This is a genomic window from Mesobacterium hydrothermale (assembly GCF_035818635.1).
In the GTDB taxonomy this organism is placed as follows: domain Bacteria; phylum Pseudomonadota; class Alphaproteobacteria; order Rhodobacterales; family Rhodobacteraceae; genus Mesobacterium_A; species Mesobacterium_A hydrothermale.
On the sequence record NZ_JAYLLH010000046.1, the window covers coordinates 1 to 14,920 of the forward strand.

At 64.0% G+C, this 14,920-nt stretch carries 12 protein-coding genes, 2 tRNA genes and 1 pseudogene; 8 read left to right on the plus strand and 7 right to left on the minus strand.

Going from position 1 to position 14,920, the window contains the following annotated elements; translation table 11 throughout:
- Positions 1 to 220 precede the first annotated feature (220 nt).
- Positions 221 to 649 (plus strand): DsrE family protein, encoded by a 429-nt coding sequence (locus VK792_RS18400; protein ID WP_326299336.1) that lies wholly within the window; start codon positions 221 to 223, stop codon positions 647 to 649.
- Here VK792_RS18400 and VK792_RS18405 read toward each other — a convergent pair.
- Positions 646 to 1,449, minus strand: coding sequence for a fructosamine kinase family protein (locus VK792_RS18405; protein WP_326299337.1), 804 nt, complete (start codon positions 1,447 to 1,449; stop codon positions 646 to 648). The genes VK792_RS18400 and VK792_RS18405 overlap by 4 nt on opposite strands.
- A 330-nt stretch (positions 1,450 to 1,779) precedes the next feature.
- On the opposite strand from VK792_RS18405, the gene VK792_RS18410 reads away from it, so the two are divergent.
- The 4 genes from VK792_RS18410 to VK792_RS18425 all read left to right on the plus strand — a co-directional run bounded on the left by VK792_RS18410 (position 1,780) and on the right by VK792_RS18425 (position 7,465).
- Positions 1,780 to 2,946 (plus strand): acyl-CoA dehydrogenase family protein, encoded by a 1,167-nt coding sequence (locus VK792_RS18410; protein WP_326299338.1) that lies wholly within the window; start codon positions 1,780 to 1,782, stop codon positions 2,944 to 2,946.
- Positions 2,947 to 3,261: 315 nt separating this feature from the next.
- Positions 3,262 to 3,335 (plus strand) — tRNA-Gly (locus VK792_RS18415).
- 233 nt (positions 3,336 to 3,568) lie between these two features.
- Complete coding sequence (locus tag VK792_RS18420; RefSeq protein WP_326299339.1) at positions 3,569 to 5,368, plus strand: ABC transporter transmembrane domain-containing protein; 1,800 nt, start codon at positions 3,569 to 3,571, stop codon at positions 5,366 to 5,368.
- Between the two features lie 216 nt (positions 5,369 to 5,584).
- Positions 5,585 to 7,465, plus strand: a complete 1,881-nt coding sequence (locus VK792_RS18425; RefSeq protein WP_326299340.1) for an acyl-CoA synthetase — start codon at positions 5,585 to 5,587, stop codon at positions 7,463 to 7,465.
- A 75-nt stretch (positions 7,466 to 7,540) separates the two neighbouring features.
- Here VK792_RS18425 and VK792_RS18430 read toward each other — a convergent pair whose 3' ends face one another.
- From VK792_RS18430 to VK792_RS18450, 5 genes are all read right to left on the minus strand, one after another.
- Positions 7,541 to 8,962: an amidase gene (locus tag VK792_RS18430; protein ID WP_326299341.1), complete on the minus strand. Its 1,422-nt coding sequence runs from the start codon at positions 8,960 to 8,962 to the stop codon at positions 7,541 to 7,543.
- Between the two features lie 146 nt (positions 8,963 to 9,108).
- Positions 9,109 to 9,399, minus strand: coding sequence for an ArsR/SmtB family transcription factor (locus tag VK792_RS18435; protein WP_326299347.1), 291 nt, complete (start codon positions 9,397 to 9,399; stop codon positions 9,109 to 9,111).
- Between the two features lie 93 nt (positions 9,400 to 9,492).
- Positions 9,493 to 10,728, minus strand: coding sequence for a mandelate racemase/muconate lactonizing enzyme family protein (locus tag VK792_RS18440; protein ID WP_326299342.1), 1,236 nt, complete (start codon positions 10,726 to 10,728; stop codon positions 9,493 to 9,495).
- Between the two features lie 117 nt (positions 10,729 to 10,845).
- On the minus strand, positions 10,846 to 11,928 hold the full coding sequence (locus VK792_RS18445) for a zinc-binding dehydrogenase (RefSeq protein ID WP_326299343.1): 1,083 nt from the start codon (positions 11,926 to 11,928) through the stop codon (positions 10,846 to 10,848).
- A gap of 81 nt (positions 11,929 to 12,009) precedes the next feature.
- Positions 12,010 to 13,212, minus strand: coding sequence for a TCR/Tet family MFS transporter (locus VK792_RS18450; protein ID WP_326299344.1), 1,203 nt, complete (start codon positions 13,210 to 13,212; stop codon positions 12,010 to 12,012).
- Between the two features lie 137 nt (positions 13,213 to 13,349).
- Here VK792_RS18450 and VK792_RS18455 point away from each other — a divergent pair.
- Positions 13,350 to 13,426, plus strand: a tRNA-Arg gene (locus VK792_RS18455).
- A gap of 167 nt (positions 13,427 to 13,593) precedes the next feature.
- Entirely contained in the window at positions 13,594 to 13,932 is a 339-nt protein-coding gene (locus VK792_RS18460) for a hypothetical protein (protein ID WP_326299345.1), read from the plus strand.
- Positions 13,933 to 13,981: 49 nt separating this feature from the next.
- On the opposite strand, the pseudogene VK792_RS18465 reads toward VK792_RS18460, so the two are convergent.
- Positions 13,982 to 14,194: pseudogene (locus tag VK792_RS18465) on the minus strand (ATP-binding protein); the annotation flags it as partial.
- Between the two features lie 51 nt (positions 14,195 to 14,245).
- Here VK792_RS18465 and VK792_RS18470 point away from each other — a divergent pair.
- Positions 14,246 to 14,752 carry a hypothetical protein gene (locus tag VK792_RS18470; protein ID WP_326299346.1) on the plus strand — a complete coding sequence of 169 codons (507 nt, stop codon included), beginning with the start codon at positions 14,246 to 14,248 and terminating at the stop codon, positions 14,750 to 14,752.
- Positions 14,753 to 14,920: the final 168 nt, after the last annotated feature.

Sequence of the window (14,920 nt, forward strand, 5' to 3'; positions counted from 1 at the left end):
CGTTTGGCGGGCAGACCCCAACGACATCATCGCCGCAAGAAATCGAGGGTTCCAAATGTTGGATTCAATCCACTAGTCGCCGGGTGACGGGGCGGGGGCGGATCGCATCCAGAATTGCTGCGCCCGCAAATGTGCCAATTCCGCACACATTTCTAAGCTGGGCTTCTCAAACGAAAAATCTTTGCTAACCTCGCCCCATTCCACGGGAGAGGAAACACACATGAAACACCTTATTACCGTCGCCGCCATGGCGCTGGCGACCTCTGCTTATGCCGAAGGTCAAACCCACCACGTTGCGGTGCACGTCAACCAGAACGATCCGCAGACCATGAACATGGCGCTGAACAACGTGCAGAACCTGACCAACTATTACAAATCGCAAGGCGATGACGTGGTTGTCGAAGTGGTAACCTATGGTCCCGGGCTGCATATGCTGATGGAGGGCAAAAGCCCGGTCGCAGACCGGGTTGCTGCCATGAGCCTGGAAATCGAGAACCTGACCTTTGCCGCCTGCGGCAATACCATCAAGGGGATTGAAAAGAAAACCGGCGCTCCGGTCACGCTGTTGTCCGAGGCAATGGTAACCCCGTCGGGCGTGGTGCGTCTGATCGAACTACAGGAACAGGGTTACGCCTACGTCCGTCCCTAAGGGATGGCGTCAAGCTGCGCCTCAACCAGCCCAAGGTAGCCGCGCCCGAACAGGTGCAGGTGCACCAATGCGGGCCAGAGTTGATAGATCGCCCGCCGCAGGGGCCAGCCGTCGGACAGCGGACCATAGGCGTCCCAGAAGCATTGTGGCGGGTTGCCGAACAAGCACAGCATGGCGAGGTCGACCTCGCCATGCCCCCAATAGCACGCCGGGTCGATCAACGCGCTGATGCGATCCCCGTTGGCCAGCAGGTTGCCGGTCCACATGTCGCCATGCAGCAGGCTGGCAGGTGGCGAGGCGGGCAGAAAATCGTCCAGCGGCAGGGACAGCAGCCGGTTGCTGGACCGGGCTGGCAGGGCCTGCGCCAGCGGGTAGAGCCGCGCGCTGCGCCAGAAATCAGGCCAATTGCTTGACGTCGGGTTCGGGATGGGAACCGGCCCAAAGGCATAGTCCTCTGGCCAGCCATAGTGCGGTCCGGTGCTGGCGTGCAACTGCCGCAGGCTGCGTCCGAGGTGTGCCCAGCCCGCTGCCCCGAGGCCGGCGTGTTCCGGCAAGGCTTCGATCACCAGCACACGGTCATTCATCGCCAGCACCGCCGGGGCCGGGGCGCCTGTCGCGGCGATGGCCCGAAGCATCCGGCCTTCGGTTGCGGGGGCGGGGCCGGATTTCGCCACGACGGTGCCGTGCGCGGCCAGCGTCACGGACACCACCTCTGACAAGTCGCCGCCATGCAGCGGTGTGGACGAAATCACGGTGTCGCGCAGCAGGTGTGCGGCTGCTTCGGCAAGGGGATGGCTCATGCGGGCAGTCTGGCGGATCTTCCGCCGGTTTGCATCCCCGCGAGCCCTGGTCTGCCTGTTACCTCCGACATGATCGCGTGCGCGACGATGATGCCGTTGATGCTGGCAACCCTGTGCGGGGGCCGCGCGGCAACCGTGCGTCGCGCGGTTGGCTGCGCTGTATGGGGCTGTGGCCTGCGCCGCGATGGTTTGAACAGGCGGCCTTCGCAGGGCCTGTGCCCCGAGACAGCAGAAACTTGTAACCAGGACCGGACTTTCGCGTCTTGAAGCTGCGCATTGCCGTATGCATGAGATACTGTTGAGCTTCTGGGCCAGAGGAGGGGGGGCATCATGTCGCTTGATCGAGAGACCCGCGAACACCTTGTTGCAACCATTCGTCGCTTCGTGGACGAACGGCTGATCCCGGCAGAAGCCGCGGTGGCCGAAGCAGATGCGATTCCGCCCGATATCATCGAGGACATGCGCGCATTGGGTCTGTTCGGGCTGACGATTCCCGAAGAGTACGGCGGCCTGGGCCTGAACATGTCGGACGAGGTCGCGATGATCTTCGAGATCGGCCGGGCGGCGCCCGCGTTCCGGTCGATTTTCGCGACCAATGTGGGCATCGGATCGCAGGGCATCGTTTTCGACGGCACCCCAGAGCAAAAGGCAGCCTACCTGCCGCGGCTTGCGGCGGGCGACCTGATCGGCTCTTTTGCGCTGACCGAGCCAGACGCCGGGTCTGATGCGGGGTCTGTGCGTACGACCGCTGTGCGGGATGGCGACAGCTATATCCTGAATGGGACCAAACGCTACATCACCAATGGCCCGATTGCGGGGGTGTTCACCGTGATGGCCCGCACCGATCAAAGCCAGCCGGGCGCCCGCGGTGTCTCTGCTTTCATCGTCGACGCGGGAACGCCCGGTCTGTCGACCGGAAAGCCGGAAAAGAAAATGGGGCAGCAAGGCGCCCATGTCTGCGACGTGATCTTTGAGGACTGTCGCGTGCCTGCCTCGGCATTGATCGGCGGGGTCGAAGGGGTGGGGTTCAAGACGGCGATGAAGGTGCTGGACAAGGGGCGCCTGAATATCGCGGCCACCTGTGTCGGGCTGGCAGAGCGGATCATCGACGACATGATGGACTATGCCGTCACGCGGAAACAGTTCGGCAAGCCGATTGCCGATTTCCAGATGTTGCAGGTGATGTTTGCCGACAGCCGGGCAGAAGCCTATGCCGGGCGGACGATGGTCGAAGATGCGGCGCGCCGGCGGGACGCGGGCGAGAACATCGCGGTACTGGCATCCTGCGCCAAGATGTATGCTTCGGAAATGGTGGGGCGCGTGGCGGATCGAAATGTGCAGGTGCATGGTGGGGCGGGATATATCCGGGAATACCGCGCCGAACAGTTGTATCGGGACGCGCGGCTGTTTCGCATTTACGAAGGAACAACGCAGATCCAGCAGGGCATCATCGCCAAGGCGATGGCGGCAGATGCGCGGCGGCGGGCGGGCCTGTGACCCGCCAGTAGCCGTGTCACAGCCTTTTCGGCCTGCCACGCGGTGTGTCGGGAGAGGGAAGGCTGCGACAGAGAGAGATTGGCCGAGGCCCCGAGAGCGCGAAAACAACGTACCTTGTTGTCGCAATGGTCGCCAAAGGCGTCTTTGGCGCGGTCCCCGTTCACGCGGAAGTTGAGGTACAGATGAAGGCAATCGAAAACAAAGATTGACGACCGGCTACGGGTTTGCAGTTATTTTCTGACCCGAAGTGTTCGCTGTTCACGATGGCGGTATTGACCTTGGCGAACGGCTGAACTAGGGAAACAACACTTCTTGGCGGGTATGGTGAAATGGTATCATAAGAGCCTTCCAAGCTTAAGGTGCGGGTTCGATTCCCGCTACCCGCTCCAAGAAATCCCCGTTCAGAACTGTCGTGAAAACAATGGCTTGATCGGCGCTGTCCCGAGCGCCCCGCGCGCTGGACGGCGTGCTGTGGCCATCCGTGACAGATGCCGGGCAGGGTGTTTGCCAGGGCGGCCGGCCCAAAGCCTGACCGGGGCGCGGCAACGGGGTGCTTGACCTCTGGGGTTCACGCCGCCAAAACACCCCCGCGCGGGCATGGGGCGCGCGAACAGGAGAGGCCATGGCCCATAACAGCAACACCAACCCCGAACTGTCCGAACGCGAGAAGTCTCGCCGCATCGGGGCCCTTGCAGAGCTTTGGCCGTTTCTGAAACCCTATCGCGCGCTTTTGGCCGCGGCGACGCTGGCGTTGATCCTGACGGCCTGCGTGTCGTTGGTGCTGCCGATGGCGGTGCGCCGGGTGGTGGACAATTTCAATGGCACCGACGCCACCCTGCTGGATCGGTATTTTACCGCCGCCCTGGGGATCGTGGCGCTTCTGGCGATTGGCACGGCACTGCGTTATGCGCTGGTCACGCGGCTGGGGGAACGGGTGGTGGCCGACATCCGCAAGGCGGTGTTCGATCGCGTGATCGGGATGAGCCCGGCGTTCTTCGAAAAGCTGATGACGGGCGAGGTGCTGAGCCGCATCACCACCGACACCACGCTGATCCTGTCGGTGATCGGCTCTTCGATTTCCATCGCGCTGCGCAACGTGCTGATCTTTGCCGGCGGGATGGTGCTGATGTTGCTGACGTCGGCCAAGCTGACCGGGCTGGTGCTGTTGATCGTGCCTGCCGTGGTGATCCCGATCCTGACGCTGGGCCGCCGTCTGCGGGTGCTGAGCCGCGAAAACCAGGACTGGATCGCAGCCTCGTCCGGCAGCGCGTCCGAGGCGCTGTCCTCGGTTCAGACGGTACAGGCCTTTACCCACGAGGACCTGACCCGCGGCGAGTTCAGCCGGGTGACGGAGCTGAGCTTTGACTCCGCCCGCCGCCGGATCTGGACCCGCGCGGTGATGACCGCCATCGTGATCCTGTTTGTGTTTACCGGTGTTGTCGGCGTGCTGTGGATCGGCGCGCGCGACGTGCGCGCGGGGGACATGAGCGCGGGCGCGCTGGTGCAGTTCGTGATCTATTCGGTCATGGTCGCCGGGGCGGTGGGGGCCCTGTCCGAGATTTTCGGCGAATTGCAGCGCGCGGCCGGGGCGACCGAACGGCTGATCGAGCTGTTGCAGTCCACCGACAGCGTCAAGGACCCGGCCAGGCCCAAGGTGCTGTCCGCGCCGGTGCGGGGCGAGATCGGGTTTGAAAACGTGCGTTTCACCTATCCCGCCCGGCCCGGTCACATCGCGCTGGACGGCGTCACCCTGACCATTGCGCCGGGCGAGACCGTGGCGCTGGTCGGCCCCTCGGGGGCGGGCAAGAGCACCATCATCCAGCTGATCCAGCGCTTCTATGACCCGGACGCGGGTCGGGTGATGCTGGACGGCGTGGCGTTGAGCGATCTGGAACGCGCGGCGTTTCGCAAGCATATCGCGCTGGTGCCGCAGGATCCGGTGATCTTTGCCGCCTCGGCCCGGGACAATATCCGGTTCGGCCGCCCCGAGGCGACCGAGGCCGAGATCGAGGCCGCCGCCCGCGCCGCCGCCGCGCATGACTTCATCGCGGCGTTGCCGGACGGCTATGACACCTATGTCGGCGAACGCGGCGTGATGTTGTCGGGTGGCCAGAAACAGCGCATCGCCATCGCCCGCGCCATCCTGCGCGATGCGCCGGTGCTGCTGCTGGACGAGGCGACCTCGGCGCTGGATGCCGAAAGCGAGCGGCTGGTGCAAAGCGCCGTTGATACCCTGGCCGAGGGCCGGACCACGATCATTGTGGCGCACAGGCTCGCCACGGTGAAAAAGGCCGACCGGATCGTCGTCATGGACGAGGGCCGGATCGTGGCCCAGGGCCCGCACGATGCGCTGGTCGCCGAAGGTGGGCTCTATGCCCGGTTGGCGCGGTTGCAGTTCACCGACGGGCTTGCTGCGGAGTAACCCGGTTCGGGCCGGTCTTGCGCCCCGTGACCGGGGCGCCGCGATGCGAGGGGCGCTGCCCCTCGCGCTCCCCGGAGTATTTTTCGAAAGATGAAAGGGACGTTGCGTTCCGTCGTGGCTGCCGTTGCGTCCGTTTCCCTTGCACGGTGGCGCATTCCATCCCTAGATATATGACAAATAAATGCGCCCCGAAAACGTGGGCCTGGGAGGATGACCATGACTTTTGCCTCTGTCGCGGATCGCGACGCGATTCAGAACGAACAGCCCTGGGAGGCACGGGATATCCCGGCCACGCTGTTTGGCCAATTGGCCAAGACCGCCGCGGCGCATGGCGACAGGCCGGCGGTCAGCTATCAGTTGTTTTCCGCGCCCGACGCCAAGGCCGAAACGCTGACCTGGCGGCAGTTGCTGGAACAGTCGATCCAGGCGGCGAACCTGTTCCGGTCGCTGGGGATCGGGGAAAACGATGTCATCGCCTATGTGCTGCCGAACTGCACCGAAACCATCGTCACGTTGCTGGGCGGAGCGATTGCCGGCATCGTCAACCCGATCAACCCGCTGCTGGAGCCTGAACAGATCGGTGCCATCCTGCGCGAAACCGATGCCAAGGTTGTGGTGACGCTGAAGGCGTTTCCCAAGACCGACGTGGCGCAGAAGATGGCCGAGGCGGTGCGCCACGCGCCACATGTTCATACCGTGCTGGAAGTCGATCTGAACCGCTATCTGACGCCGCCGAAATCCTGGATCGTGCCGCTGATCCGGCCGAAGAACCCCGACAACCACCATGCCAACCTGAAGAGTTTTACCAAGGAACTGGCGAAACAGCCGCGCACGCTGACCTTCGAGGACAGCAAGGGTGACCGGGTCGCCGCCTATTTCCACACCGGTGGCACGACGGGGATGCCGAAAGTGGCGCAGCACCTGTATTCCGGGATGATCTACAACGGCTGGCTGGGCGACACGCTGCTGTTTTCCGAGCAGGACAACGTCATCTGTCCGCTGCCGCTGTTCCACGTCTTTGCCTGCCACGTCATCCTGATGGCGGCGGTCTGTTCCGGCGCGCACGTGGTGTTCCCGACCCCGCAGGGCTATCGTGGCGAAGGGGTGTTCGACAATTTCTGGAAGCTGTGCGAACGCTGGAAGATCAGTTTCATCATCACCGTGCCCACGGCGATTTCGGCGCTGATGCAGCGTCCGGTGGATGCCGACCTGTCTTCGGTCAAGACCGCCTTTTCCGGCTCTGCCCCGCTGCCGCTGGAACTGTTCAAACGGTTCGAGGCGGCCTGCGGTGTCACGATCTGCGAAGGCTATGGCCTGACCGAGGCGACCTGCCTGGTGTCGGTCAACCCGGTGGACGGGCTGAAGAAGGTGGGCTCGGTCGGGATCGCCTTTCCTTACACCGATATCCGGATCATCAAGCAGGCCCATGGCGAGGTGGTGGAATGCGCCACCGACGAGATCGGCGAGATCTGCGTGTCGAACCCCGGCGTGCATGACGGCAACACCTATACCGAGGCCGAGAAGAACAAGGACCTGTTCTATTACGGCACCCACCTGCGCACCGGCGACCTGGGCCGGATCGACGCGGATGGCTATCTGTGGATCACCGGCCGCGCCAAGGACCTGATCATTCGCGGCGGCCACAATATCGACCCGGCCGAGATCGAAGAGGCGCTGCTGGCACATCCGGCCGTGGCCTTTGCCGGTGCCATCGGCCAGCCCGACGCGCATTCGGGCGAACTGCCCTGTGCCTTTGTCGAACTGGTCGGCGGTGCGTCCGTGACCGAGGACGAATTGCTGGAGCATTGCAAGGTGCATGTGCACGAGCGCGCGGCGCATCCCAAGCATATGACCATCCTTGACGAACTGCCGAAAACCGCCGTCGGCAAGGTGTTCAAGCCCGACCTGCGCAAACATGCGATCACGCGCGTTTACAACGGCGCGCTGGAAAAGGGCGGCGCGGCGGCGCGGGTGGTGTCGGTCATCGATGACAAGAAGCGCGGGCTGGTGGCGCAGGTGGCGCTGAACGGCGATGCCGAGGCCAAGGTGGGCGAGGTGCTGGGCGCCTTTACCCGGCCTTGGGATGTCGCGGCCTGATCGCGGGCAAGGATCGGCGGCGGGTTCGATCGTGGCAACAGGTGGCCCCGGGCAGTGCCCGGGGCGGTTTCAGTGTCAGCCCTTGCGCGGGTCGATCGGGCCCAGCGTCAGGTTCAGTTCCTGTTCGATCGCATGGGCGATCTGCAGCAACCGCGCCTCGCCCCGCGGTTGGCCGATCAGCTGAAGGCCGACGGGCAATCCGTCCTCGCTGAAGCCCACGGGCAGCGAGATCGCGGGCAGTCCCAGCGTGGTGGCGAGGAAGCTGAAGCGCAGCCAGTCGAGGTAGTCGCCCATGGGCTGGCCGTTGACCTCAATCGGGTATTCGACCTCGACCGGCAGGGGGCGCACCCCGTTGACCGGGCAGGCCAGAACTTCGTGCGTTGCAAAGTACCCTAGCATCCGGTCATAAAGCGCGCTGCGGGTTTTCTGGGCGGTGACATAGTCGGAGAAGGACAGGTTCCGCGCGGTTTCGATGTTGATGCGCAACGTGTCCTTGTAGTGCTGCTGGACGCTGTCGGGCAGCGATCCGGGCACGCCGATCTGCGCCAGCGCGCGCAAGGCGCGGAAGGTTTCGTTCAACCCGGTCAGGTCCGGGCAGGTTTCGTCGACCGTACGGTTTCCCGCCTCGATCCGTACAAGGGCCGCGCGCAGGATGCCGTCGATCTCGGGCGTGACGACGGCAAAGCCGCCAAGGTCGGGGGCATAGCCGATGCGGAAGCCACCCGCATCCTGTGCGGCGGTGGTGGCATAGGGCAGCTGCGGCGCGGGCCAGGAAATCGGCCAGCGCGGGTCGAAGCCGGCCATCGCGTCAAGAAACAGTGCGCAATCCAGCACGTCGCGCGCCATCGGTCCGTCGCTGCCTTCGCGTTCGAAGCCCATGCTGGCAGAGCCGCCGCCCGCCACGCCGGGCGAGGGGCGCATGCCGACGATGCCGCAATAGTTCGCGGGCGTGCGCAGGCTGCCGCCATAGTCCGAGCCATGGCTGAGCCAGACTTCGCCCGTCGCGAGCGAGGCCGCCGCCCCGCCGGAGGACCCGCCCGCGTTCAGCGCGGTGTTCCACGGGTTGCGGGTGGGGCCGAAGACATCGTTGAACGTGTTGCCGCCCGCGCCCATTTCCGGCGTGTTGGTCTTGCCCATCACGATGCCGCCGCGATCCTCCAGCCGGGTGACCAGCGGGTCGGATGCCTTGGGCACGAAATCGGCCATCGCGCGGGTGCCAAAGGTGGTTCGGACCCCGGCGACCGGGGTGAGATCCTTGATGCCAATGGGCAGGCCCGCCAGCAGGGTGGCCGAATGGTCCGCCCTGGCGGCCTCGCGGGCGCGGTCGGCGCAGATTGTGGGGGTGGCGTTCACCGCCGGTTCGACCTGTGACAGCCGGGTCAGGCTGGCCTCGACCAGCTCTGCCGGGGACACCTGCCGGGACCTGAGCAGATCGACCACGGCCCGCGCGCTCATCGCGCAAAGGTCGGGACCGGTGTAACGGGGATCGGGTGCCATGGCGTGCCTCCTGCCGGGGGTTTCGCGCAGAGTGTCGCTGCCGACGCGGATTGCCAAGGGGGCAGGGGGCGTTTGGCGCGGGAAATGGCGGGCCTGCGCGTCGTTCGCGCTCCCGGATCCGGTGTGGCCCGCCCGGAGTTCGGTTGTCAGCAGCCCTGGTTGGCGCAGAACATTTCGTAAAGCAGGCCGATCACGCGGGTGGTGTCATCGTTCGACAGGCTGTAATAGATCACCTTGCCATCGCGCCGGGTTTCGACCAGCCCCTCTTCGCGCAGGCGGGCCAGCATCTGGCTGACGGCGGCTTGACGGATGCCCAAAAGCTCTTCCAGTTCGCCCACGGATTTCTCGCCCGAGCCGAGATGGCAGAGGATCATCAATCGTCCTTCATGCGCCAGGGTCTTGAGGTAAGACGCCGCCGATTTGGCACTGTCGGCCATTTCCTGCGGTGGCGGTGCATAGGGCGCGGGGCTGTCCACTGATCAAATCCTTCCTGCGATTACCGAAAAACATATGCCGAGCGTCACATGCGATCAAGTGTCGCTTGTTGGCGGAGCGCCTCCAAGGAAGGCGTTGCCGCCGTGATAGTCGCAGGGGGCGTCTTGCATTTGCAGGTGCAACCCGGATCCCGAGAACGGATGCGCACGGGCCAGGTCCTCGTCGATCTCGATCCCAAGGCCGGGCGTGTCGGGCACGGTGATATAGCCGTCCTCGACCGTGATGGCATTGCGGATCAGATCGGCGTGGAACTTGGTTTCGATGGTTTCGGCGATCAGCAGGTTCGGGATCGACGCGGCAAGGTGGATGTTCGCGGCCCATTCCACTGGTCCGGCATAGAGGTGGGGGGCCATTTCAGCGTTGAACGCCTCGGCCATGGCGGACACTTTCTTCATCTCCCAGATGCCGCCCGCGCGCCCCAGCGCCGGTTGCAGGATCTTCGCGCCGCCGGTCCGCAACAGCGTGGCGAATTCGGCCTTGGTGGTCAGCCGTTCGCCGGTGGCGACGGGAATGCGGACCTGGCGCGCGACCTCGGCGAATTCCAGCAGGTTGTCGGGGGGGATGGGTTCTTCGAACCACAGCGGCGCATAGGGTTCCATCGCCTGACCCAGCCGGATGGCGCCCACGGTGGTGAACTGGCCATGGGTGCCGAACAGAAGATCGGCGCGGTCGCCCACCGCGTCCCGGATGGTTTTGCAGAATGCGACCGATTGCGCGATGTCGGTCATCGCGGGCTGGTGGCCGCCGTAGATCGTGTAGGGCCCCGCCGGGTCGAATTTTACCGCCGTGTAGCCGCGGTTGACGCAATCCAGCGCGACCTCTGCCGCCTGGTCGGCGGAGAACCAGAACTGGTTCAGATCGTGGTGGGGCAGGGGATAAAGGTAGGTATAGACGCGGATGCGGTCACGCAACTTGCCGCCCAGAAGCGCCCAGACCGGCCGGTTTCGTGCCTTGCCCAGGATATCCCAACAGGCGATTTCCAGACCGGAAAACGCCCCCATGACGGTCAGGTCCGGGCGCTGGGTGAAGCCCGAGGAATACGTTTTGCGGAACAGCAGTTCGATGTTTTCCGGGGATTGGCCATGGAAATGCCGTTCGAACACGTCGGCGATGACCGCTCGCATGGCGGCGGGGCCGACCGACGAGGCATAGCATTCCCCCCAGCCGGTGATCCCGCAGGCGGTGGTCAGTTTGACGAGGATCCAGTAGCGCCCGCCCCAGCCGGGGGCCGGGGGCGCGGTCACGATGATGTCGAGGTCTTTGAGCTGCATGGGCGGTGGACCTTTCGGCTGCTGTTCCGGAGGGCGGTTTGCGCTTTGATCCGGTGGGGGCGCTGCCCCGATGGTGCCCCCTGAGGGCTGTGGAAAAACCAAACCCGGGGGCAAGGATCAGAACAGGATCACGTTCCTTTTGGCACTGCCGGTGTTGGTATCGGCGATGGCGTCGTTGATCTGCTCGAATGTCCAGCGGCCCGAGATCAGTTCGTCCAGCTTCAGGCGGCCCTGGCGATAAAGGTCGGCCATCCAGGGGATGTCGCGGCTGATCACCACGTCGCCCATCTTGGACCCGACCATGCCTTGCCCGGTATAGGCCACGACCACCGGTTCATATTGCGCCATGCCGCCGGAATGGGGCATGCCAACCATCACCATGCGCCCGCCCCAGCCCAGGTAGCGCGGGGCGCTGTCATAGGCGGGCAGCGCGCCGACGGTCACGGCGACCACGTCGGCGCCTTTCCCGCCCATGGCATCGAAGGCGGCTTTCCAGGGGGCCTTTTCGGTGGCCAGAATGCCATCGGTCGCGCCAAAATCGCGCGCCATTTCAAGCTTTTCGGGGTTCATGTCGACGGCCACAATGCGGCGGGCCCCGGCGATCCGGGCACCCTGGATGGCATTCAGGCCAACGCCGCCCGCGCCGATCACCACCACGTCTTCGCCCGCGCGCAGGTGGCCCGCATTGACCACGGCACCGACGCCGGTAATGACGCCACAAGCCAGAAGCGCCACGCAATCGGCGGGGATGTCTTCGGGCATGACAACAACCTGGCTTTCATCCACGACCACCCTTTCGGCAAAGGCACCGCAGGCCATCGCGGCCTCGACCGGTGTGCCGTCGGCGCGGGTCAGCTTCGGCGGGTGGCCGTCCGGGGTCTGGCACAGCACGGGTTTGCCGGACTGGCAGGTGGGGCAGGCGCCGCAGGAACGGATCAAGGTGACGACAACGCGTGCGCCTTCCTTGATCCCGGTGACGCCCGCGCCGACGGCAGTGACACGGCCCGAGGCTTCGTGCCCGTAGACCGCGGGCAGTGTCCCGCCCCAGATGCCTTCGGCAAAAGAGATATCGGAATGGCAGATCGCCACCGCTTCCAATGTGACCTCGACCTCGCCCGCCATCGGCGCGCGCAGGGTAAGTTCCTCGATCACCAGCGGTTTGCCGAATTCGGTGCAGACCGCCGCCTTGACCTGTGCCATGTTCCGTCCCTCCCTTTTGGCGCCAGACTGGCCGCGTGGCGGGGCCGCGCGCAAGCGGGAATGCGGCGCGTGGTGTCGGTTTTACGCAACGGAATGGCGGCGGGGCAGAACGAAGGCCGCCAGCGCCAACACCGTCAGCACCGCAGCCAGCAAGAACGGGGCTGCGGGCAGGTTCAGGCCCAGCCGCGGATCGGTGCCAAGCGCGAAACTGCCGGTCATCAGCAGCGGCGACAGGATCATCGACAGCGCTCCGGCCGAGGTCAGCAACCCTTGCAGCGCGCCCTGGCTGTCGTCGCCCACGCGGGCCGACAACTGCCCCTGAAGCGCCGGGTTGATCACCCCTCCAAGCGCCGCCACCGGGGTCAGCACCAGCGCCCAGGTGCCATTGGGCACGAAGGCGATCAAGAGGAAGGTCGCGATGTTCAGCGCCAGCCCATAGATCACCGTGCCGCGTTCGCCCAAGACCCGCAGGATCACCCGGATCAACAGCCCCTGCACAAGTGCCATGGTGAGGCCGAAAAGGCCCAGCGTCAGGCCGATGGTCCCTGCGTTCCAGTCGAACCGCGCCTTGCCGTAGAAGGCCCAGACCGCCGGGTAGACCTGCACCGCGACCTGGCAGATGAAGAACACCAACAGCCCCTTGCGCACCCCCGGAAGGCGCGCCAGCGCGCGGAACGCCCCGAACGGGTGGGCGCGCCGCGGGTCGAACGGGCGTCGCGTGGCGTCGGTCACGGTTTCGGGCAGGACGATCAGGCCCAGCACGAAGTTCAGCGCCGACAGGCCCGCCGCGGCCAGGAAGGGCGCGCGGGTTCCCAGTTCACCCAGAAGCCCGCCGATCAGTGGTCCGGCTACAAAGCCCAGCCCAAAGGCCGCGCCGACCAGCCCGAAATTCTGGGCCTTTTTGCCGGGGGCGGAAATGTCGGCCATGAAGGCGCTGGCGGTCGATTGCGTGGCCCCGGCGATGCCGCCGATGATGCGCGCGACCAGCAACAGCCACATCGTCCCCGCCACCGCCATCACCAGATAATCGGCCGCCATCACCGCCATCGACACCAACAAGACCGGCCGCCGCCCGAACCGGTCGCTGAGCGCGCCGACAGCCGGGCCGAACAGGAACTGCATCACGGCAAAGGACGTCGCCAGCACGCCCCCCCAAAGGGCCGCGCTGCCCAGCGTGCCGTCCGTGACCTCCTGGATCAGGTCTGGCATCACCGGCATGATCAACCCGATCCCCATCGCGTCGATCATCACCGTGGCAAGTACGAACAGCACTGGTAGGCGCATGAGCCCCCTTTTCTTTCACGGCATTCTGCGCCTTGCACCGCACAATAGGGAGGTGTTCGGGGCGGCGAAAGAGTTTGTGAAAAAACTGTTTTTGCCCCTTGCAATGCCCCGGAGGTGAAGTTAGTTACCGCCCTCACGGACCGATAGCTCAGCTGGATAGAGTACTTGACTACGAATCAAGGGGTCGGGGGTTCGAATCCTCCTCGGTCCGCCATCGACACTCCCTTGAAAAATGAAAATGTTTTGATTGTGATGACTTAAGAGCCATTGCGACAGGGATCGTTGATGGCGTCTGGTTGCGGCTCAGGACGTTTTCGAGAGTTTTTTCAGGCAAGGCGACACGAAATACCTGTAAGCCGGTATTCAACCCGTCCCGTTTTCGTGCTGCTCCAGGTGCTCGTTCAGGGCATGTTCCGATCAAAACTGTCCGGGCTTTTTCAGCCCGGTGCGGCGTGCCTTGATCTGCATGACAATGCGGGTTCAGCAGGTTCGCGCACAATTGGACGTGTGGTTGCTATCAGTTGTCCCGCTGTCTTTCTTCGACCCTTCAACGCGTATGTCAGTCTTGCGCAGCAAGCGGCGAACGCGGTGGCGTCCGGCGCTCAGACCGAGGTCCTTTCACTCTTCCGTCATCCTATGACGGGCATGGCTGCCCAAGCTGACGCGGCATTGTGCCGTGATGTGCGCCCCAGATCGTTGTTGATTGTCACTGAGAACTGACCCGGTATTTTCACCAAGATTTGACCCACCTTCAGTTATGCGTCGCGGTCTATGACGCGGTCAATATTTTGGTCTCCTTCCTTGTTTTCTTTGCAGCCTCAGAACTGGCTTTGAAGCGGTAGCTATCGTTGCCGGTTTCGAGGGTGTGGCAACAGTGTGTGAGGCGATCGAGCAGCGCGGTGGTCATCTTTGCGTCACCAAAGACCTGTGCCCATTCCGAGAAGCTGAGGTTTGTGGTGATGATGATCTGTTCTTCGCTATATCTCGTTCACTTCATTGTTCGTCCTCATGTTGGGGCGGACTCTGGTCCCAAATGGAGGGAAAATCCCGTGGCAGGTCATTTGACGACGCACCGGTTGTTCTCAGCCAGGTTCAGACGAAGTATGGCAGCGAATTTGTCACGATGCGTCAGAACAATGCATCGCTCACAGGATTTGATGTGACGATGCAGGAAGAGCAGGCCACCAATATGGGCAGCCATGCCACTGAAACGTTGGGCTGGATCGCCATCGAAGCGGGTAGCGGTTCCATCGACACCTTCGAATGGACTGCAGCGCATGCATCGGGGATCGACCATACCACCGGGACGATTGCACTGGATGGCTCTGTTACCGACGTCGTAGGCAGCGTGTCCACCTACTTCGGGAACGATCCGGGCTGGGCGCGTGGGCTTGGCCTCAGCGGGTCGTCTCTGAGCGTGCAAGTCCAGGAAGACACAAGCGCGGATGCCGAGGTTATCCACGCCGCTGAAAAGGTCGACTACTTCGCGTTCAACAGTTCCAGTGTGGTCTATGGCTACGACGACGATCTCTTCGTCTAAGCCTGCCATTGGACGTAGCGGAAGCGTGACGATGATCAAAAAGACCGGGCCGGTTTTGGCCCCGTCCTTGTTGTTGCAGGCGCGATGACTGAACCTAGTGGATTGAATCCAACATTTGGAACCCTCGATTTCTTGCGGCGATGATGTCGTTGGGGTCTGCCCGCCAAA

Coding starts and splice junctions, on each gene's coding strand:
- VK792_RS18400 (WP_326299336.1), top strand. CDS start 221: ATGAAACACCTTATTACCGTCGCCGCCATGGCGCTGGCGACCTCTGCT.
- VK792_RS18405 (WP_326299337.1), bottom strand. CDS start 1,449: ATGAGCCATCCCCTTGCCGAAGCAGCCGCACACCTGCTGCGCGACACC.
- VK792_RS18410 (WP_326299338.1), top strand. CDS start 1,780: ATGTCGCTTGATCGAGAGACCCGCGAACACCTTGTTGCAACCATTCGT.
- VK792_RS18420 (WP_326299339.1), top strand. CDS start 3,569: ATGGCCCATAACAGCAACACCAACCCCGAACTGTCCGAACGCGAGAAG.
- VK792_RS18425 (WP_326299340.1), top strand. CDS start 5,585: ATGACTTTTGCCTCTGTCGCGGATCGCGACGCGATTCAGAACGAACAG.
- VK792_RS18430 (WP_326299341.1), bottom strand. CDS start 8,962: ATGGCACCCGATCCCCGTTACACCGGTCCCGACCTTTGCGCGATGAGC.
- VK792_RS18435 (WP_326299347.1), bottom strand. CDS start 9,399: ATGGCCGACAGTGCCAAATCGGCGGCGTCTTACCTCAAGACCCTGGCG.
- VK792_RS18440 (WP_326299342.1), bottom strand. CDS start 10,728: ATGCAGCTCAAAGACCTCGACATCATCGTGACCGCGCCCCCGGCCCCC.
- VK792_RS18445 (WP_326299343.1), bottom strand. CDS start 11,928: ATGGCACAGGTCAAGGCGGCGGTCTGCACCGAATTCGGCAAACCGCTG.
- VK792_RS18450 (WP_326299344.1), bottom strand. CDS start 13,212: ATGCGCCTACCAGTGCTGTTCGTACTTGCCACGGTGATGATCGACGCG.
- VK792_RS18470 (WP_326299346.1), top strand. CDS start 14,246: ATGGAGGGAAAATCCCGTGGCAGGTCATTTGACGACGCACCGGTTGTT.